The following is a 19,494-nucleotide window of genomic DNA, read 5'->3' as shown; positions in this document are numbered from 1 at the left end:
AAAACTTACTCCGGCTGAATATTGGCGTCCTTCACGACCTTGGCCCACTTCTGGATCTCGCTGCGAATGTGATCCGCGAATTGCGAGGGTGAGCCGCCAACGGGGTCGACGCCCTGATCCTGGAATCGACGCTTGACGTCGTCCGTCCCGAGGATCGCATTCAGTTCTGAATTCAGTTTGCGGACGATCTCCGGCCGCATCCCGGCAGGCCCGACGATGCCAAACCAGACCGTGACCTCGTAACCGGGAACGCCGGCTTCCGAAACCGTCGGAACGCTTCCCGTAAGCGTCGAGCGTGCCGTGCTGCTGACGCCGAGCGCGCGCAACTTGCCGGCATTGACCTGCGGCAGCACGTTTGGCGTATTGTCGAACGCCGCATCGATGTGATCGCCAAGCAGATCGTTCACCATCGGTGCGCTTCCCTTGTAGGGGACATGCACGATATCGATTCCGGTCATGCTCTTGAACAACTCCATTGAGAGGTGGTTCGACGAACCGATGCCCGTGGACCCGTAAGAGACCTTGCCCGGATTGTTTCGGGCGTAGTCGACGAAATCCTTGACCGAATGGATCGGCATGGCGGGTCTTACGACGAGAAGATTCTGCGTCTGACCCGCAAAAATCAGCGGCGTGAAGTCCTTTACGGTGTCGTAAGGCAGGCTCCTGTAAATGCTTGGGTTGGAGCCGAACGGAAACGCCACGCCGAGCAGTGTATATCCGTCGGGTGCGGATTTGGCGACCGCGTCGGTCCCGATCAGCGTGCCGCCACCCGGCCGGTTCTCGACGACGACGGGAACGCCCCATGCCTCCTGAAGTTTTTGCGACACGATCCGGCCCAGCGTGTCGTTGAACGCGCCCGGTGGGTAGGGAACGATGTAGCGGATCGTGTGGCTGGGGTAGGTGTCCGGATCGGCTGTTGCAGGCGCGACAGGGGTCTGCGCGGAGGCCGCGCCCGTCAACAGAAGCAGGAACGCGCCGCAGGCGAAGTAAGCAAGACGCGTGGCGCGCGATTTGACTTCAGCCTGCAGCGGTTCAGACATAGCAGGGGCCCTCGATCAGCGGATGCGCGTTGATGAAAGCCTCGTTGATCTCGACCCCGAGGCCAGGTGTTTCAGACGGCTTGACGCAACCTTCGGCGTCGAGCGTGTACGGGACGCCGCCGACCTCGTCGCGGAACGGATTGTGCTTGGCGACGTCGCCCTCGAAATAGCCGGGGGCATCGACGGCCGCGAGCACGTTGATGGTTGCCGCCATGTTGATGCCGGTCGCGGAGGTATGTGGATTGAAGGACAGTTTCCACGCATAAGCCATCCCGGCGATCCGCATCGCCTCGGTGACGCCGCCGGTCTTGGACAGATCCGGCTGCACAAAGCTGACGGCGCCATCCTCGATCAGGCGGGTGAATTCGAAGCGCGTGAAATGATTTTCGCCGGCCGCCAGCGGCGTCGAGCCGAGCGAGGCGGCGGTCCGGTACGAACGATAATCCTGCGCCGGGAACGGCTCCTCGAGCCATCCGATCTCTAGCTCGTCATAGGCCGGCATCACGCGGCGCACGTCATCGACCGTATAGCCGGTGTTGGCGTCGACCAGAATTTCTATGGTGTCTCCGACCGCCTCGCGGACCGCCGTGGCACGCGCTACGTCGTCGCGCGCATTGTCGCCGACGCGAAGCTTGATCGCCCTGTAGCCCTGCGCGACGTAGCCCAGCGCCTCCTGCGCCAGCGACTCCGGCGCCTGCCATCCGAGCGAGATGCCGCCCGCATAGGCCTTGATCGGCTTTGAGGCGCCGCCGAGCAGCCGGTACAATGGCCAGCCCGCCGCCTTGGCGCGGATATCCCACAGCGCCAGATCGAGGCCGCTGAGCGCCATTGCGGCGGCATAGCCCATGCCATGGCTCGCCAACTGCATCTGGTAGACGCGCTGCCAGACCCCGACCACGTTCATCGCATCCATACCGACGACCAGTTCGGAGATCGTGGTGTCGATCAGCTTCGCGATCGCACCGGGGCAGCGGCCGTGATGGGCTTCGCCCCATCCGACGAGGCCCTCATCCGTCGTGACCTTGACCAACACCGCGTCGCGCTTCACGGCACGGCCGATGCCCAACCGGACGTTCTGGCCCTGCGGTACGGGATAGGAGATCGGGACCGCCTTGATCGATGTGATACGCATTTTGAAACCTCAGACCGTCTTGTGTTCGGGATTGACGAGATTGAGCGGCTGCTCGCCGCGCAGGATTCGGAGCATTTCTTCGGCCGAACCAACCGCCATCGCGCGGCCGCTGGAGGCGGTGATCCCCGCGGTATGCGGCGTTAGCAGCAGGTTGGGACAATCGAACAGCGCATCGTCGGGCGGCAGCGGCTGGACATCGAACACATCGAGCGCGGCACCGGCGAGCTTGCCTGACCGCAACGCGTAGATGATGGCGGGCGTGTCGACCACGGCGCCACGCGAGACGTTCACCAGGACGGATTGCGGCCGCATATGTGCCAGCAGATCGTGGCTGACGAGCCTGCGCGTCTCGTCGGTCAGCGCGCAACAGACCACCACGGCGTTGCTCCGCGCGAACAGCTCCACGAGCGTGACTTCCTCGACATCAGGCGGCAGCGATCCCTTGCGGCGCGACGTGCCGAGCACCTTCATGCCAAAACCGTTGCTCGCGATGTTGGCGATGCGGCGCCCGATCGTTCCTACGCCGAGGATGCCGAGTGTCGTTCCGCTCAACTCGGTAAGGCCGTCCGCCATCGCGCGGCTGGTCGCCCAGCCTTCGGCGCGCATCAGCGCATCCACGCGCTGCAACGGCCGGCGCAGATGCATCAAGGCCGACATGACATATTCGGCCACCGCGTTGGTGTTGCTTCCGGGCAGGTTCGCAACCGCGACGCCGCGTGCCGTGGCGGCTGCGACCGGGATGAAGTCGAGGCCGACGCCGTGACGGACGATACCCTTGAGGCGCGGCGCGTGATCGACGATGTCGTCGGGCAATTTCGCGCGCACGATGATGCCATCGGCGTCAGCGGCGCATTGGCGCAGCGTCTCCGGCCTGGTGTCCGACGCGACGATCAGCCGAACGTGCGGGGTGAGAAGTGCCTCGCCATCGCGATGCATGGCGTTGGTCAAGAGGACGACGGGTTTCTCAGGCATCTGGCGCAGGCCCTTCGATGATTGGATTTTGCAGGCGGCCGAGACCTTCAACCTCGACCTCGGCGGTCGAGCCAGGCCTGAGCCAAGCCGGCGGCTTGTGCAGACCGGCCACGCCGGCCGGCGTGCCGGTGGCGACGATGTCGCCGGGTTCGAGGGCCTGTTGCCGCGACAGATAGGAGACGAGGTCGGCAACATTGAACAGCATGTTCGCTGTCGAACCGGACTGCAGCGTGCGGCCGTCCACTTTCAGCGTCACGGTGAGCGCGTGCGGATCCGGCACCTCGTCGCGGGAGGCGAGGTATGGTCCGAAGGGGCCGAAGGTCGGGTAGTTCTTGCCGCGGTCGAAATGGCCGTCGGCCTTGATGATCTCGCTCGCGCTGACGTCGTTGAAGCAGCCATAGGCGACGACGTGATCGAGCGCACGCTCCTTGCTGACGTTCTCGGCGCGCGTGCCGATCACGGCCGCGAGTTCCGCCTCGTAGGTGACGCCGCCAATCGTTGCCGGCAGCACGATGGGCCGTTCCGGCCCGATGATCGTTCGCGGTGCCTTCATGAACAGCACCGGTTGCTCGGGCGGCGGCATACAGCGTTCGGCCACCGCGTCGCGGTAGTTATGCGCGATGCCGAAGATGCGCCGCGGCGCCGGCAGTGGCGCCATCAGCGTGACCGCGTCGCGCGAAAGCCGTGCCGCTACCGCAAGGCCATGCACGTTAATGCGTTCCACGACTTTGGGCAGACTGGCCTCGATCAGGGCCTGCATCTGCGGCGCCGCGCCGCCGAGGGATTCGCGCATCGCCGGATGCGCCAGATCGACGATCGCATCGGCGTCGCCGGTGCTGTTGCCCAGTAGCACGCCGGCGCGCGAAAAGCCTTGCTCGGTGAAGGTGACGAATTTCATGAACGGACCATCGATTCACGCCACACGGTAGCGGTCGATCACGCCGCGATCGATCTCGATGCCGAGCCCCCCGCCGGTCGGGACCGCGACCTTGCCCTTGACCTGAACGATCGGTTCGACCGCCAGATGGTCGCGAAATGGGTTTTCCTCCTGCTCGAATTCCAGCATCGGCGGCATCGGAAACAGGCTCGGCGGCTGGTTCGGGATCGATGCCAGGAAGTGGATGGTGGCGGCAAGGCCGACTGCGGAACCCCAGGCATGGGGCACGCATTCCACGCCATGCGTTGTAGCGAGTGTCGCGATCTTCTTGCATTCGGTGATGCCGCCCGCCGCGCAGACGTCCGGCTGCACGATGTCCATCGCCTTGCGCACGATGGCGTCGCGGAAGCCCCAGCGGGTAAATTCGTTCTCGCCGCCGGCGACTGCCATGTCGAGCGCGCGCGAAACCTCCACATAGCCGTCGATGTCTTCCGGCGAGATGGGCTCTTCGAACCACTCGATGTCGAGGTCTTCGAGCTTGCGGCCGAGACGGATCGCAGCGGGCACAGTGAAGCAATGATTGGCGTCGACCATCAGCTTGATCCCGGAGCCGATTGCCTCGCGTACGGCTTTCACGCGCTCGAAGTCGCGCTTGATCGATCCAAGCCCGATCTTCATTTTGATCGCCTTGAAGCCGGCCTCAACGTAACCCGTCGCTTCCTCGACGGCTTCATCGACCAGCCGGTCCATGTCGGTGAAGTAGAGCCCGGTGGCGTAGGCGTCGACCTCGGTGCGGAAGGCGCCGCCGATCAGCTTGTGCACTGGCTTGTTGCAGGCCTTGCCGATAATGTCCCAGAGCGCGATGTCGATGCCGCTGATGGCTGCGATCGACATGCCCTTTGGCCCGTAATCCTTGATCCGGTTGTAGAGGTCTTCCCAGATCACCTCGACGTCGAACGGATCGTGGCCGATCACGCGCGGGGCAAGCTGGGTCTCGATAAAGGCTTTTGCGACCGCCGATGGGCCGTAGCATTCGCCCCAGCCGACGATGCCGTCATTCGTTTCGATCTCGACCAGGCAGGTGCCGCGTGTCTTATAGAGCCAGCCGCGCGAGGAGGTGAAGGGACGTTGCACCGGAGCGGCGACGACGTGACAGGTGATCTTCTTGATGGACAAGCGCGTGAACCTTGGTTGGAGAGTGTTGGGATTACGAGCCGCGATTCCGCCGGACCCGCCTATTCCTTCGGAAAGACCTGTGACGCCACAGTGCCGAACGTGGCTGCGACGTTGTCGACTTCCTTGGTCAGCGCATCACCGGTCAGGTCGTCGACAAGGAACACGTTCTTCTTGGCGAATTCCTTGAAGCGCGGGTCCTGAATGGCGGCGCGGAACGCGGTGATCAGCTTGGTGCGGACGTCGTCGGGGAGGTTTGCCGGACCAACGACGTAAGCCATCTGGACGACGGGGCCGTAGGGAAAGACGTCGTAGCCCTTCTCCTTGAAGGTCGGTACGTCCGGAAACATCTCCAGCCGCTCATTGGCGAAGATGCCGATCGGCTTCAGCAGGCCTTCCTGGATCTGGCCAAGTGTTTCCGAGGGCTTCAACACGCCGGAATCGACGTGCTGACCGAGCAGGTCGGCCACCACTTTCGATCCGCCGGTGTAGGGCACGTTGACGAAGTTCACGCCCGCCGCGCGCGCCGTCATCAAGGCGAAGATGTGGTTTAGATTGTAATTGCCGGGGGTGCCGATCGTGACCTTGTCGGGATTGCCCTTCATGTACTTGATGAAGTCGTCGAGCGATTTCTGCTCGGCCTTGGTCGAGACCAGGAGCATCAGGGGATCGGTCGAGACGCGCGCGATGTGGGTGAATTGCGCATTCGTCAGCGGCGCCTTGCCCTGCGCCATCAGCGCCAGCGTCGAGCTGGTCCCCATGCCCAGCGTGTAACCGTCCGGCGCTGCACTCGCGACCCGGCGCATGCCGATCACGCCGGTCGCGCCGACGACGTTTTCGATGACGATCTTGATCCCATGTTCGCGCAGAATCGGGTCGAGCGCCCGAGCCGCGACGTCATTTGAGCCGCCCGCGTTCCATGGCACGATGAAGGTGATGTCCCGCTGGGGAAAGCTCGATTGACCGTGGCTGGCCGGCGTCTGGAACAGCGAGATCACGCATGCCAGGGCGATCGCGGCGACTTTTTGCATGGTTGTGTTTCCTCCCATTTTGTTGTTTGTTATAACAAACATCGTCGGCAGGTCAAGCCTAGCGCCTGGCTGAGGGATTTGCGCGATGTCGCGCGCCGCGATACCGAGCGTTGTATGACGGCATTGAAACGAATCGAGCGTGAACCGCTGTGGGACCTCGCACACGCACAGTTGCGGGATGCGCTGCTGGCCGGGCGGTTCGAGCCCGGCACGGTCTTGACCTTGCGCTCACTGGCCGAAAGTTTCGGGACGTCGATCACACCGGTACGCGACGCCGTCACCCGTCTGGTGGCGCAAGGCGTGCTGCAACAGGGGCCGCGCAATTCAGCGATCGTGCCGCACCTGTCCCGCCGCGAGCTTTCGGACCTGACGGTGGTGCGTTGCGCCCTGGAAGGGCGCGCAGCGCGGGAGGCCGCGTTGCACCGGCATGAAGATGCCACGCTGCGAAAGCTGCAAGAGCGGCTTTCGACGATGCAGTCGCTGATCGCTGCGCGCAAGCTCGAGAGCTACCTCGAACATCACCGCAAGTTTCACTTCGGCATCTATGCGATGTCGGGCATTCCGCTACTCGTCGAGACCATCGAGAACATGTGGCTGCGCTGCGGGCCGGTGTTGTCCTACGTGATCCCCGAATACGTGGTCCTGCTGAAGGGCTGGGATCATCACACCGCGGCGCTGAAGGCTATCGTCGCAGGCGACGCCGATGGCGCCGAACGCGAGATCGTCGCCGATATTAGCGACGCCGCGCACTACCTCGCGAGTCTTGCAGACTCGACGGGACAATTGAGGCGACCGTCGCTAGTCACCTCGTAGCTGCGCGCGGCACCGCGGACCGGCGAAGATGGAGGGTGAAGTCCTTCGATCAGGCGCCACGTTCGCCTTGTGCGGTTCCTGCCGCGGACCGTTGACGACGTTTGGGGGTGTTGCGCTCCGGCGCAGCGTCTGCGGCCCGGCCGTGCGAGTCAGGCTGGTAGCCCAGGCGGATCGACAGCAGCTCGGCGTGCGTCATCACGGTCCGGGCGAGTTCTGGCACCCATTCAGCCGTAACGCGCCGGCTCGGACCGCTCACGCTGATCGCCGCGAAGACGCGGCCTGCACTGTTGCGGATCGGCGCGCCGACACAGCGCAGCTCCGGCTCATGCTCGCAATCGTCCACCGAATAGCCGCGGGACCTGATTGCCGCGAGCTCGGTCTTTAGCCGCTTCGGCTCAACGATCGTGCTCGGCGTGAAACGAGGCAGGCCGGCGCGGATGACCCGGTCGATCACGGCGTCGCTCTGGAATGCGAGCGCCGCCTTACCCACGCCCGTCGAGTGACAGGGCGAGGCTTCCATCGTGATGACGGTGTTGTGCGGGCGGGCAGCAATTTGGCTGCGGCGATTGACGAAGACCATTTGCGCGCCGTCGAAGATGCAGAGATGCACATCCTCGCCACTGAGCTTGGCAAGCGTATCGACGAAAGGCGGCGCCTCGCGATACAGCGGAAGGTTCATGAGTGCGCTGCCGCCGAGCTCGAACAGTTTTATGCCAAGGCGGTAGCGATCGCGGCTCGCGTCCTGTTCCAGGAACCCGACGCTGCGCAGGCTATCTACAATGCGATGAACGGTGGTGCGCGGCAGGCCGGTGCGGCGCGCGATCTCGACAACGCTCAGCTCGGGGTCGGTCGAGGAGAAGGCCTCCAGGACCTCGAGCATCTTGAAGAGCGACTTCACGCTCTGTCGACTGCTGTCGACGCTAGTCATGTCGGACCTTTCGGGTGGCGTCACCACGCAATATCCAGGACGCGAACCATATCCGACTTAGACGGAATCGGGCGCGGCGGCAATGCCGCGCCCTTTGTCGTGTGCTCACTCGGCCGCGACCAGCCTCACGCCGCCTTCGACCTCGAGCAAAGGCTTGAGCGCAGCAGCGATCGCGTTCTTCTGCCGGCTGGTCGGAGCCGGCATCGGCTGCCGCGGAAGCCCGCTCGGCGATCCCTGGAGGGTGAGGGCATGCTTCACGCAGGCCGGGAGATTGTCGCCGACGATCGTGTTCCAGAACCGCAACAGGCGCTTGTGGATCTCGATCCCGGTGGCGTGGTCGCCGCGCTGGACCGCGTTCCACAGTGCCACGCAGGCGCCGGGCACTGCAGCCGGGTTTGCTGCAATCGTGCCATGCGCGCCGAGCGCGAAGGATGGATAGAGCAGCGCATCGACCGCCGTCAGCACGACCTTGCCCGCGGGCACGTCGAGCAAGAGATCGGCCATCAGCTTGAGGTCGCCGGCGCTCTGCTTGACGCCGATCACGCCGGGCAGCTCGTTCATGATCCGCAGCAGCAGCGCAGGGCTCAGGTAGTTCCAGGGCACGACGTTGTAGATGATGACCGGCTGCTTGACCGACTCGGACAGCGTCTTGAAGTGGCCGACCGTCGCATCCTCGTCTGGCTTGAAGAGATAATGCACCGGCGTGATCTGGAGCGCAGCGACGTCGACCGATTCAATGGCACGGGCGCGGGCAATCGCTTCGCGGGTCGAGTTGGCGATGATGCCGGCGACGAGCGGCACCTTGCCGTTCAGCTCCTCTGCGCAGGCCTCGATCAAGCGGCGGAATTCGTCGGCGGTAAGCGTGTGACCCTCACCAGTGCTGCCGCCGACGCAGACGCCATGCACGCCCTTCTCGAGCAAGAACTTCACCTGGCGACGGAAAGCCTTTTCGTCGATGTCACCGTTCTGATCGAACGGCGTGGTGAGGGGCGGAATGATACCGGTAATCTTTGCTGGCACGTTATCCTCCTTTATTGTCCGGAATGTGGACATTTTGTATGCCAAATGCGCGCAGGACGTCAAGCGTGTTCGCTCAAGCGTGTTCGCTGAAGTATCGAAACATGCGTTGAATGTGCGGGATGGCTAGCGATCCGGCGGAAAAATCCTCTTGACATGTGGAATAAGTCGCTGCTCTTGTTGTCCGCAATATGGACAAAAGTCCAGGCAGGAATGTCTTCCTGCCGAAGCCGGAGGACGACGTCATGAGCGGAATGGTTAGGTCGATCGGGTCCAGCCGGGTGGCAGACCAAGCGGCCGCTTCGATCAAGGGTCGGGCCTCGGGCGACATCCGGAAGGTTGCTGTGGCGAGCGCCATCGGCAACATGATCGAGTATTACGACTTCACGCTCTACGCGACCGCGACCGCGCTCGTCTTCAACAAGATCTTCTTCCCGAGTTCCGATCCCTTGGTTGGATCGCTGCTCGCTTTCGCGACATTCTTCGTGGGCTATTGTGCAAGGCCGCTCGGCGGCGTGCTGTTCGGCCATTTCGGAGACCGCGTCGGCCGAAAAACGGCGCTGCTCATCACTATCCTGATCATGGGACTTGGGACTTTCCTCATCGGACTCATGCCGACCTATGAGCAGGTCGGTGTGTTAGCGCCGATCTGTCTCATCGGGCTGCGGCTGTTGCAGGGAATTGGCATCGGCGGCGAATATGGCGGCGGCATGGTGATGACGGTGGAGCATGCGCCGGCCGACAGGCGCGGTTTCTTCAGCTCGCTCGTCCACATCGGCGTGCCCGCCGGATTCCTGATCCCGATCGCGCTTTTGGGAATCCTGTCGACCTCCATGAGCGAGGCTGACTTCCTCGCCTGGGGCTGGCGGATTCCGTTCCTGTTTTCGATCGTCCTCGTCGGGATCGGGCTCTTCATCCGCTTCAAGATCTCGGAGACGCCCGAGTTCAAGCGGGTGCTGAGCGAGGAGGGGGCTGCCAGCGTGCCGGTGGTCGAGGCGGTCCGCAATCACAAGGGTAACATCCTGTTCGGCATCGGTGCCAAGGTCGCCGAGAGCGGGCTGTTCAACATCTACGCCGTGTTCGCGATCACCTACTGCAAGACCAAGCTCGGGCCGCCGAGCCAGACAATCCTGAACGGCGTGCTCGTCGGCTGTGCGCTCGAATGCCTGACGCTGCCGCTGTTCGGTGCACTGTCGGACCGGGTCGATCGTCGCGCCGTCTATGTCGGCGGCATGATCTTCCAGGCCGCGCTCGCGCTCGTCTTCTTCCAGATGCTGAACACCGGGCACACCGGCATGATCTGGCTCGCGATCGCGCTAGGTCTCGCGCTTGGTCATGGCTCGGTCTACGGCGCGCAAGGCGCCTACTTCTCGGAGCTGTTTCCGGCGCGCATCCGCTACAGCGGCCTCTCGCTCGTGCAGCAGCTCGGCCCGATCCTCGGCGGCGGCCTCTCGCCGCTGATCGCAACCGCACTCCTCGCCGAGTACGGCTCGGCCTATTGGGTGGCCGGCTACATGGTCGCCATCGCGCTCCTCTCGGCCGCCTGCACCTTCGGCCTTCGTCCGCTCCGCTCGGACAACTGAGCCGATCCCGCTCGCAAAACCAGCCGCTCGAGACGAGGCGGCATCGCAAAACCAAGTGAGGAAACTGCCATGGTCTCTACCTTGCGCTTCTCTCGACGCAGTCTGATCAAGGGCATTGCTGCCGTACCGCTCGCAATGCCGGCGATCCTCGGCCGCGCACACGCCGCCGATCCGATCCGCATCGGCATTTCCGGACCGATGACGGGTCAGTTCGCCCAGAACGGCCAGTGGATGAAGAATGGCGTCGCGATTGCGGTGAAGCAGATCAACGACAAGGGCGGCATCAAGGGGCGCATGATCGAGGTACGCATCGCCGACGATCTCGGGCCGAACCCAACTGCGGCGGCAAATGCCGTTACCAAGCTCGCGACCCAGGACGAGGTCGTGGCACTGGTAGGTCCGCACTACACGCCGGGCATCCTGCCGAACCTGCCGCTGCTTGCGAAATACAAGATCCCGTGCCTGACGGGCGCAACCGGACCTGTCGTCACCCAGCAAGGCAGCCCCTGGGTGTTTCGCGTCCGCCTGAATGATGCGATCGGCGCGGACCTTCTGGTCAAATACGTCACGGAAGATCTGCAATGGAAGAAGATCGGACTTGGCTACGTCAACACGGCCTTTGGGCAATCCGGCATTGGCGTGGTCAAGGCCTCCTTGACCAAGCGCGGCGTCGAGCCTGCGCTGGTGCAGGCCCACACCGACGCCACCAAGGATTACACCTCGCAGATTTTGGCCTTTCAGCAGGCCGGTGTCGACGGCATCATTGTCTGGACCGATGATCAGCCGGCGGGGCTCATTGCCAAGCAGAGCAAGACCCTCGGTGTGAAGTTCGGCATCGCCGGCAACACGGCATTCTCGCAGCCGATCTTCCTCGGCCTCGCCGGAGAGGGCGCCGACGGATGCATGGCGATCGGCGAGTTCGTCAAGGACAATCCCGACGAGCGGGTGGAGAGCTGGAAGAAGCTTTATTCGGCGGCTCATCCCGGCGACGAGCCGGAGCTCTACGCCACGGTCTATCACGACGCGGCAAAGCTGATCATCGCGGCGATGGAGCGCGCCGACGCCATTACGGGCGAGGGAATCCAGCAGGCGCTGACCGCGATCCGTGACTTCCCGGGCATCGTCACGCGCTATGGCTGGACCGGCAACGGCGACATGACCCATTCCGGCATCATCACCAAGGTCGCCGGCGGCAAGCCGGAGATCGTCAAGGCCATCAGCAGCTAACGAGCGTGCGACGCCGCCGGACCTCCGGTGGCCGGCACCGTGACGGGATCTTACGATGTTGCAGACTTTTATTCAGATCGTGTTGGTGGGATTGGCGATCGGCGCGGCCTATGCGCTGGTGGCGCTCGGCTACACGCTGATCTGGAATGCGGTCTCCCTGGTCAATTTTGCTCAGGGAGACCTCGTGATGCTCGGCGCCTTCGTCTCGGTCGGCTGGCTCGCCAATCGTCTCGGGATGCCGCTGTGGTTGAACCTCGTCACGATGCTGGTGATCCTTGGCATCTTCGGCGCCGCGCTGGCTTGGGGAATCTACCATCCCTTGCGCAACGCGCCGCAATTGTCGGCGATCGTGGCAACGCTCGGCCTGTCCATGGCGTTGCAGAATATCGCCGTGATCATCTGGGGACCGCAGCCTCTCAACTTCGCTGGCCCCCTGGGCACGACCTCTGTGCAGTTGTTCGGCTCCACGATCTACGCGCAGTATCTCGTCATCCTGGCGGCGCTCGCCGTGATGATGGCGATCCAGCACACGCTGTTTCAGCATACGGCGCTCGGTCGCGCAATGCGCGCCACCGCGCAGGACGCTGAAGCTGCGCGGCTGATGGGCATTCCCACCGCCCGCATCATCGCTTTCATCTTTGCGTACGCTACCATGCTCGCAGCCTTGGCGGGCTGGCTGATCGCGCCGCTGTCTTACGTATCTTCCGACATGGGCGTTAACCTGTCGCTCCGTGCCTTCGCAGCGACCATCCTCGGCGGCTTCGGCTCGATCCCCGGCGCGCTCGTCGGTGGCCTGATCTTCGGCGTCATCGAGTCGGCGGGATCCTTCTACATCTCGTCGGAATATATCGACGTAATTGCGTTCGGCGTCTTGATCGCAGTTCTGATGTTCCGCCCGCAGGGCATTTTCGGCGAACTCGAACTGGAGCGTCCATAAATGACCGTCGACGGAAACACGCTGACGATGCGTACGCTCGCCCTTCTGGTGATCGGCGTTGCGATCCTTTGCGGCCTCGTCCTGCCGCAATTCCTGTCGGTGTATTATCTGCAGGTCGCAGACGTGACATTGATCAACATCCTCCTGGTCCTCGGGCTCAATTTTATTCTCGGCTTCGGCGGCCAGATGTCGCTCGCACAATGCGCATTCTTCGGCATCGGGGCGTATGGATTCACGCTGCTTCAGGCCGCAGGCATGCCGGTGCCGGTCGCCGCGATCGGCGCGATCGCAATCTCCGCCGCGGTGGGGATGGCGCTGGGCTGGCCGACATTGCGGCTGAAGGGGCACTACCTCGCCCTGTGTACGCTGGCTTTCGCGCTGATCGTCGAGCGGCTGCTGGTGAACTGGGAGGGACTGACCAACGGTGCCAACGGCATCACCGCAATCCCGGGCATCGGGCTTGCCGGTGAGAACGACAAGATGCTGTGGGTGTTGCTCGCGATCGTCGCTTGCGCCTATCTGCTCCAGGTCTGGATCGCCAATGGTCCGCTGGGTCTGCGCATCCGCGCGCTGCGCGACGATCCGCTGGCGGCGCAGGCCATCGGCGTCGACATTTCGCGGCTGAAGATCATGCTGTTCGTGATCTCGGCCGCCTATGGAGGTCTTGCCGGCATCTGCTACGTGCTGCTGCGCGGCTATATCAGCCCCGATGTTTTCTCGTGGCAGTCGACCTTCTCCTACCTCGCCATGGCGGTGGTCGGCGGCCTCGGCAGCCCCCTTGGCGCCGTGCTCGGGGCCATCCTCTATACCTTCGTGCCGGAGCTGTTGCGCTTCATGCAGGAATACTACTTTGCCGTCTTCGGCGTCATGGTCATCCTCGTGATCACCTTCTTCCCTGCCGGTCTCTCCGGACTGGTTCTCTCCGCCTTCCGCAGTCTTCGCCGGCGCGAAAAATCCTATGCACGATCGGACGTGACGCATCATGAACGCGCTGCTTGAGCTCTCCGGCGTCACCAAACGCTTCGGCGGCCTGACGGCGCTCGAAGACGTATCGCTCACCGTCGCGCAGGGCACGATCCATGCCGTGATCGGCCCCAACGGCTCAGGCAAGACCACGCTGTTCAACATCATCAGCGGCATCTATACGCCGACCGGAGGCGAGGTGCGTTTCGAAAGCGCCGTCGTCACGTCGAAGCCGTTGCACCAGCTCGCGGCAATGGGGCTGGCACGCACATTCCAGAATACCCGCCTGTTCGGCTCGATGACTGTGCGCCAGAATGTCCTTGCCGCGCGGCACGGCAGGGCTCATCCGTGGCGCTTCGACCAGGAAAACGCACGCCGGGTCGACGAGATCATTGCGTTCGTCGGGCTTGCCGACGTTGCCGATGCGAATGCCGCCTCGTTGCCGCAGGGACAAAGGCGGTTGCTCGAAATCGCCAAGGCGCTCGCGCTGGAGCCGCGCCTCGTGCTGCTTGACGAGCCGCATGGAGGTCTCAACCACGCCGAGACCGCGCGCCTGATCGAGGTGATCCGCCAGATGCATGCGCGCGGGATGACGATCCTCTTGATCGAGCACGAGATGGAAGTGGTGATGACGCTCGCCGACCGGATCACTGTGCTCAATTTCGGCAAGGTGCTGGCCGAGGGAGCGCCGGCTGAGATCCAGCGCAACGACGCCGTCATCGAGGCCTATCTCGGCCGTGCCGACCCCGAGGCGGAGCTCCATGAACAGGTCGGCCGCGCGAGCGAAGGCACCGGCGCGCCGCTGCTTGAGGTCTCCGATCTCGTGGTCCGCTACGGTGACATCGAGGCGGTCCGGCAGGTGTCGCTGAAGGTCGGTGTCGGCGAGTTCGTGGCGCTGCTCGGCAACAACGGAGCAGGCAAATCCTCCACGCTGAAGGCGATCGCGCGTCTGGCGCAGGCATCGGGCTCGGTGCGCTTCACAGGTCAGGAGCTGATCAGGGAGCCGACCGAGCGTCTGGTCGGAATGGGACTGGCGCTCGTTCCCGAGCGCCGGCGGCTGTTCGGCGGATTGACAGTCATCGAGAACCTCAAGATCGGCGCCTATGGGCGACCGCACGGTGAACTGGCGGGATTGATCGAGGAGATGCTCGAACTGTTCCCCAACCTCAAGCGCCTGTCGGCATCGCTGGCCTTCTCGCTCTCAGGCGGAGAGCAGCAGATGCTCGCCATTGCCCGCGCATTGATGAGCCGTCCGCGTCTGCTGCTGCTCGACGAGCCGTCGCTCGGACTTGCTCCGCTGCTGGTCGAGCAGGTTTTTGGCAAGCTCGTGGAAATCAATCGGCAGGGGACGGCGATCCTGCTGGTGGAGCAGAATGCCCGCATGGCGCTCGCCGTCGCGCACCGCGGTTATGTGCTGAGCTCGGGACGTATCGTTGCCGAGGGAAGCGCCGCCGAGGTCGCGCGCGATCCCCGCCTGATGGGCGCCTATCTCGGCCACGGCGAGGCCGCCGAATAAGCTAGCGGGCTGGATTTGGTGCTCACGAGAGCCGTCGCCGTCGCGGCTTGAAAGGCAGATCGCCGTGGTGCAGATGGAGGCCGGGTCACAACGGAGGCTGACATGAACGCCCACACCCTGCCGCGCCCAACAACCGAAGTCATCGCCGCTGTGCGCGCGAGGCTCGCCGAACGCCTGGGCGCGCGTGTCACGGTCTCGCAGGCGGTGCTCGACCAGCACAGCCACGGCGAAGGCCTGCCGGCAGTCGGTGTGCCCGATCTCGTGGTCTTTCCCGAGACCAACGAGGAGGTCGCCTTCGTTCTCGCGCTGTGCAACGAACACCGCGTGCCGGTCACGCCCTTTGGTGCGGGGTCTTCGCTGGAGGGCCAGCTTGCGGCCCTTGCCGGCGGCGTGTCGCTCGACATGACCCGTTTTGACAAAGTCCTGGAGGTTACACCGGACTCGCTCGACTGCCGGGTCCAGGCGGGCGTGACGCGCGAAGCCCTCAACGCGCATATCCGCGACACCGGCCTGTTCTTTCCGGTCGATCCAGGAGCCAATGCCTCGATCGGCGGCATGGCCGCCACGCGGGCCTCCGGCACCAATGCGGTGCGCTATGGCACGATGCGTGAGAACATTCTCGGCCTCACCGTCGTCACGCCCGATGGCCGCATCGTCCGCACCGGCAGCCGCGCGCGGAAGTCATCTGCTGGCCTCGATCTCACCCATCTCTATGTTGGCAGCGAAGGAACGCTCGGCGTCATCACCGAAATCCAGCTCAAGCTTTACGGCCAGCCGGAGACGATCGTTGCCGCCGTCTGCCAGTTTGCCTCGCTTGAAGGTGCTGTCGCCGCTGTCGTGACGGCGCTGCAATCCAATCTGAAGATGGCGCGCATTGAACTGCTCGACGAGGTGCAGATGCGCGCCGCAATCCGCTATTCGAAACTGGATTATGTGGAGACGCCGACGCTCTTTCTCGAGTTTCACGGCACGCCGAACGGAGTGCGCGAGGAAGTGGAGATGATGCAGGCGATAACAGCGGATCACGGCGGCGGCGCGTTTCAATTCGCCGAGCGGCCGGAAGACCGGACGCGGTTGTGGAAGGCGCGCCACAATTCCTATCAAGCGGTGATGGCGCTTGAGCCCGGTAAGGCCAATATGGGTACCGATGCCTGCGTGCCGATTTCGGCGCTGCCGGCCTGTCTGCTGGCGACCAAGGCGGACATCGTCGCATCTGGCCTGACGGCGCCGATCGTCGGCCACGTCGGTGATGGTAATTTCCATCTCGGGATCCTGTTCGATCCGAAGGACGCGCAAGAGACTGAGCGCGCCGAGGCGCTCGCCTTTCGCACCGCGCGCCGAGCCATTGCGATGGGGGGCACATGCTCAGGCGAACACGGCGTAGGGCTGCACAAGATCGTGCACATGCAAACGGAGCACGGTGAGGGGGTGGCGCTCATGAAGGCGGTAAAGACGGCGCTGGACCCGAGAGGAATCATGAATCCGGGAAAGATCTACCCGTTGAGCAACTGATTTCCCGCGCGCGCTGTTTGAAGACACCACGCTCTTTCCGCCGAATCTTTGGAAGCGAGTTTGGGAGATGTGGCTGCCACAACTTCCCAAATATTCATGGAAAGAATTCCCGAAGCTCCTGCTGAGAACGGCGTGCCAACATTCTCGGTCACGGAATCATTGTGGATCACCCGTGCTTATCGCGCGCATGGCGCATATTCTTTAGAACGATTTCAAAGAATCGCATGATGTTGTTCCGCCGCTGTTAAACAGGCGCTGCGAGCAATTCGCCGCAGGAGCATCGCGAGCTTAGATCATTTCTATTGGGCGTTTCTCCACCCCCTGCAGAAGCGCGTGTTAGGACGAATCCAGGGACCTGCAAGTTGCCTGGGGGTGTTAGGCATGACGTATGACGTCGGGGCGAGAAATGTTCTGCGTGCTGTTGCGCTGGGAGCGGCGAGTTACCTCGCGGTTTCCTTGGATTTTTTGGACAGTCAGAAAGTATTTGCACAAGGAAATTTGCCGCCCGTCACCGTAGACGCACCAACGAGATCAAGGGTGCGACAGACGAGCCAGAGGCCGCAGACCTCCACGACACGCGTGCAAAGGCGCGTTGCTGCCCCGGCTCCTCGCCGGGTTGAGCCGGTCCCGTATGCGGTGCCTTCGACGGGAACGCTTGGCGCGCCGCCCGCTCCCTATGCCGGTGGACAGGTCGCAACAGGCGGAAGCCTAGGACTGCTGGGCAACCGCAGCGTGATGGATACGCCGTTCAACCAGACCAGCTACACGGCGGAGCTGATTCAGAATCAACAGGCGCGTACTATCCGCGACGTTTTGGCGAACGATCCTTCCGTCAGAGTGGTGCAGGCGGCGGGCGGTGGCGCCGATAGCCTCTTCATCCGCGGCTTCTACTATGACAGTTGCGATTACGCGTTGAACGGACTTTACGGAATCGCACCGTGCTATTCTACCGGTGCGAACTTCATAGAGCGGGTCGAAGTGCTGAAAGGGCCGAGCGCGGTGCTCAACGGCATGACGGTCGGAGGCACCGGTGTCGCAAGCGGCGGCGCCGTCGGCGGCAGTGTCAATCTCCTCACCAAGCATGCGCCCGACGTCGATATTACGCAGCTCACCGGATTTTACATTTCGAAGTCTCAGTTTGGCGAGGCCATCGACGTCAGTCGGCGCTACGGCGAGCACAAGGAGTGGGGCGTTCGGCTAAACAGCACCTATCGCAACGGCAATACGCCCTGGAACCGCCAGAACGACGAACTCGGCAATGTGGTGCTGGGCCTCGACTATCGTGGCGAGAACGCGCGCATGGCGGTCGATATCGGTTACCAGGCCGACGTCCTGCATCCGCCGTTGCGGTTCTTCACCATCGCTCCAACCACGACCTTCATCCCTCCACCGCCGAAGGCCGGAACCAATTTCCAGGTACCTTGGGCGTTCTATGAGCCGACGGACTTCTTCTCGACCGCGAGAGGCGAGGTCGACTTGACCGACTGGATGACCGCGTACGCGTCGTTCGGCTATCACGACAGCAACATCAACTATGCCTATCCGTCGCCTATTCTCACCAACGCGACGCGAACGGGAGCACTCCAGGTGGGAGGCCTGGCTTCGAACCCGTTCACCGGAAAGGAGACATTCGAGACCTTTGCGGGCGAAGCCGGTGTTCGCATCAACGCGGATACGGGCCCGATCAATCACGCGATCAACGTCGGTTACTCGATCAACGATCGAACCTATAGCCAGCGCGTTCTGACGCCCCCGGGCGGCGGTACGATCTTCTGGAACCTCTACACCGAGCCGACCAATATTCCTCGTCCCAAATTCACTGTGGTCGGCGCCAATCAGCTCACCGGCGTCAACCTCTGGAGCGTCGGTGTTTCCGACACGATGTCATTCCTGAACAAGCGCGTTCAGCTAACGGTTGGCGTCCGCCGTCAGACCGCAGGAAGCGAGGTCACTAATTTTCTTACGCCCGCATCAAGCAGGCCGGAGAGCGACGCTTCGGTATGGACGCCGGCTTACGCAATCGTCGTGAGACCGGTCGAAAACATCTCGCTCTATGCGAACTACATCGAAGGTCTTCAAACACCGGTCGTCGTGTCCGGCGCGTTTTCCAACGTGGGAACCGTGTTTCCACCGGCTCAAACCAAGCAGGCCGAGGCGGGCGTGAAGATCGATACAGGTCGTCTCACCACGACCATGAGCGTATTCGATATCTCTCAGCCGAGCATCATTGCGGTGCCTGGGCTGCCGCAACCCTCGCAGCAGCTCAACGGCGAGCAGCGCAACCGCGGTGTGGAACTCAACGTGTTCGGCGAGATCACGCCCGAGCTTCGATTGCTGGGTGGCGTAGCCTTGATCCGAGGTGAACAGGTCAGAACGCCTGGCGGTCTCACCGATGGCAGAACGGCCATCGGCGTGCCGGCCGTCGCTGCGAACATCGGTGCGGAGTGGGACACGCCGTTCGTGCGCGATCTCACGCTGACCGGGAGGGTGATCTACACCAGCTCGCAATATGTCAACGTGACGAACACACTCGCGCTGCCTGAATGGACGAGGGTGGATCTCGGCGCGCGATACACCTTCACCTCTCCCTGGAACGGTAAGCCGATCGTGGTTCGTGCCAGCGTCGAAAACGTCTTCAACGAGGCCTACTGGGCATCCGCTTATAGCGGCGTGATCACGCTCGCCGCTCCGCGCACGTATCTGCTGTCGACGACGTTCAATTTCTGAGACTGCGCCACGTTGCTGGCCTCCATGATTTACCGCCGTGGATTTT

General features: G+C 63.1%; 16 protein-coding genes. 8 read left to right on the top strand and 8 right to left on the bottom strand.

Annotated features, from left to right (window positions below; translation table 11 throughout):
• Window positions 1–5 precede the first annotated feature (5 nt).
• Genes OZ411_RS14295 through OZ411_RS14270 form a run of 6 tightly spaced genes read right to left on the bottom strand, consistent with a single transcriptional unit; the run spans window position 6 to window position 6,225 of the window.
• Complete coding sequence (locus OZ411_RS14295) at window positions 6–1,040, bottom strand: tripartite tricarboxylate transporter substrate binding protein (RefSeq protein WP_282528457.1); 1,035 nt, start codon at window positions 1,038–1,040, stop codon at window positions 6–8.
• Window positions 1,033–2,172: a mandelate racemase/muconate lactonizing enzyme family protein gene (locus OZ411_RS14290; protein ID WP_282528456.1), complete on the bottom strand. Its 1,140-nt coding sequence runs from the start codon at window positions 2,170–2,172 to the stop codon at window positions 1,033–1,035. The genes OZ411_RS14295 and OZ411_RS14290 overlap by 8 nt, the downstream gene beginning before the upstream one ends.
• Window positions 2,173–2,181: 9 nt before the next feature.
• A complete protein-coding gene (locus tag OZ411_RS14285; protein ID WP_282528455.1) occupies window positions 2,182–3,144 on the bottom strand; it encodes an NAD(P)-dependent oxidoreductase in 963 nt (320 codons plus the stop codon).
• Window positions 3,137–4,042 (bottom strand): fumarylacetoacetate hydrolase family protein, encoded by a 906-nt coding sequence (locus tag OZ411_RS14280; RefSeq protein WP_282528454.1) that lies wholly within the window; start codon window positions 4,040–4,042, stop codon window positions 3,137–3,139. The genes OZ411_RS14285 and OZ411_RS14280 overlap by 8 nt, the downstream gene beginning before the upstream one ends.
• 15 nt (window positions 4,043–4,057) lie before the next feature.
• Entirely contained in the window at window positions 4,058–5,197 is a 1,140-nt protein-coding gene (locus OZ411_RS14275; protein WP_282528453.1) for a mandelate racemase/muconate lactonizing enzyme family protein, read from the bottom strand.
• 59 nt (window positions 5,198–5,256) lie between these two features.
• Entirely contained in the window at window positions 5,257–6,225 is a 969-nt protein-coding gene (locus OZ411_RS14270) for a tripartite tricarboxylate transporter substrate binding protein (RefSeq protein WP_282528452.1), read from the bottom strand.
• 78 nt (window positions 6,226–6,303) lie between these two features.
• Here OZ411_RS14270 and OZ411_RS14265 point away from each other — a divergent pair, with 78 nt between their 5' ends.
• Window positions 6,304–7,038 (top strand): GntR family transcriptional regulator, encoded by a 735-nt coding sequence (locus OZ411_RS14265; protein WP_282528451.1) that lies wholly within the window; start codon window positions 6,304–6,306, stop codon window positions 7,036–7,038.
• Between the two features lie 49 nt (window positions 7,039–7,087).
• On the opposite strand, the gene OZ411_RS14260 is transcribed toward OZ411_RS14265, so the two are convergent.
• Both OZ411_RS14260 and OZ411_RS14255 read right to left on the bottom strand, forming a co-directional pair.
• Window positions 7,088–7,966 carry an IclR family transcriptional regulator gene (locus OZ411_RS14260; RefSeq protein WP_282528450.1) on the bottom strand — a complete coding sequence of 293 codons (879 nt, stop codon included), beginning with the start codon at window positions 7,964–7,966 and terminating at the stop codon, window positions 7,088–7,090.
• 105 nt (window positions 7,967–8,071) lie between these two features.
• Window positions 8,072–8,986: a dihydrodipicolinate synthase family protein gene (locus OZ411_RS14255; RefSeq protein ID WP_282528449.1), complete on the bottom strand. Its 915-nt coding sequence runs from the start codon at window positions 8,984–8,986 to the stop codon at window positions 8,072–8,074.
• Between the two features lie 242 nt (window positions 8,987–9,228).
• On the opposite strand from OZ411_RS14255, the gene OZ411_RS14250 reads away from it, so the two are divergent.
• From OZ411_RS14250 to OZ411_RS14220, 7 genes are all read left to right on the top strand, one after another.
• Window positions 9,229–10,566 (top strand): MFS transporter, encoded by a 1,338-nt coding sequence (locus OZ411_RS14250; protein ID WP_282528448.1) that lies wholly within the window; start codon window positions 9,229–9,231, stop codon window positions 10,564–10,566.
• A gap of 69 nt (window positions 10,567–10,635) precedes the next feature.
• Complete coding sequence (locus OZ411_RS14245; RefSeq protein WP_282528447.1) at window positions 10,636–11,793, top strand: ABC transporter substrate-binding protein; 1,158 nt, start codon at window positions 10,636–10,638, stop codon at window positions 11,791–11,793.
• A gap of 55 nt (window positions 11,794–11,848) precedes the next feature.
• Window positions 11,849–12,730, top strand: coding sequence for a branched-chain amino acid ABC transporter permease (locus OZ411_RS14240; protein ID WP_130577607.1), 882 nt, complete (start codon window positions 11,849–11,851; stop codon window positions 12,728–12,730).
• Window positions 12,731–13,729 (top strand): branched-chain amino acid ABC transporter permease, encoded by a 999-nt coding sequence (locus OZ411_RS14235; RefSeq protein ID WP_130577606.1) that lies wholly within the window; start codon window positions 12,731–12,733, stop codon window positions 13,727–13,729.
• A complete protein-coding gene (locus tag OZ411_RS14230) occupies window positions 13,713–15,209 on the top strand; it encodes an ATP-binding cassette domain-containing protein (protein ID WP_282528446.1) in 1,497 nt (498 codons plus the stop codon). Before OZ411_RS14235 ends, OZ411_RS14230 begins: the two co-directional genes overlap by 17 nt.
• 102 nt (window positions 15,210–15,311) lie before the next feature.
• Complete coding sequence (locus OZ411_RS14225; RefSeq protein ID WP_282528445.1) at window positions 15,312–16,721, top strand: FAD-linked oxidase C-terminal domain-containing protein; 1,410 nt, start codon at window positions 15,312–15,314, stop codon at window positions 16,719–16,721.
• Between the two features lie 381 nt (window positions 16,722–17,102).
• Complete coding sequence (locus OZ411_RS14220) at window positions 17,103–19,448, top strand: TonB-dependent receptor (protein ID WP_282528444.1); 2,346 nt, start codon at window positions 17,103–17,105, stop codon at window positions 19,446–19,448.
• Window positions 19,449–19,494 lie beyond the last annotated feature (46 nt).

The sequence above is a fragment of the Bradyrhizobium sp. Arg237L genome, assembly GCF_029990105.1.
Classification (GTDB): Bacteria; Pseudomonadota; Alphaproteobacteria; order Rhizobiales; family Xanthobacteraceae; genus Bradyrhizobium.
This window is presented reverse-complemented; position numbering and strand designations above follow the sequence as displayed.

Coding starts and splice junctions, on each gene's coding strand:
- OZ411_RS14295 (WP_282528457.1), bottom strand. CDS start 1,040: ATGTCTGAACCGCTGCAGGCTGAAGTCAAATCGCGCGCCACGCGTCTT.
- OZ411_RS14290 (WP_282528456.1), bottom strand. CDS start 2,172: ATGCGTATCACATCGATCAAGGCGGTCCCGATCTCCTATCCCGTACCG.
- OZ411_RS14285 (WP_282528455.1), bottom strand. CDS start 3,144: ATGCCTGAGAAACCCGTCGTCCTCTTGACCAACGCCATGCATCGCGAT.
- OZ411_RS14280 (WP_282528454.1), bottom strand. CDS start 4,042: ATGAAATTCGTCACCTTCACCGAGCAAGGCTTTTCGCGCGCCGGCGTG.
- OZ411_RS14270 (WP_282528452.1), bottom strand. CDS start 6,225: ATGCAAAAAGTCGCCGCGATCGCCCTGGCATGCGTGATCTCGCTGTTC.
- OZ411_RS14260 (WP_282528450.1), bottom strand. CDS start 7,966: ATGACTAGCGTCGACAGCAGTCGACAGAGCGTGAAGTCGCTCTTCAAG.
- OZ411_RS14250 (WP_282528448.1), top strand. CDS start 9,229: ATGAGCGGAATGGTTAGGTCGATCGGGTCCAGCCGGGTGGCAGACCAA.
- OZ411_RS14245 (WP_282528447.1), top strand. CDS start 10,636: ATGGTCTCTACCTTGCGCTTCTCTCGACGCAGTCTGATCAAGGGCATT.
- OZ411_RS14240 (WP_130577607.1), top strand. CDS start 11,849: ATGTTGCAGACTTTTATTCAGATCGTGTTGGTGGGATTGGCGATCGGC.
- OZ411_RS14235 (WP_130577606.1), top strand. CDS start 12,731: ATGACCGTCGACGGAAACACGCTGACGATGCGTACGCTCGCCCTTCTG.
- OZ411_RS14230 (WP_282528446.1), top strand. CDS start 13,713: ATGAACGCGCTGCTTGAGCTCTCCGGCGTCACCAAACGCTTCGGCGGC.
- OZ411_RS14225 (WP_282528445.1), top strand. CDS start 15,312: ATGAACGCCCACACCCTGCCGCGCCCAACAACCGAAGTCATCGCCGCT.
- OZ411_RS14220 (WP_282528444.1), top strand. CDS start 17,103: ATGACGTATGACGTCGGGGCGAGAAATGTTCTGCGTGCTGTTGCGCTG.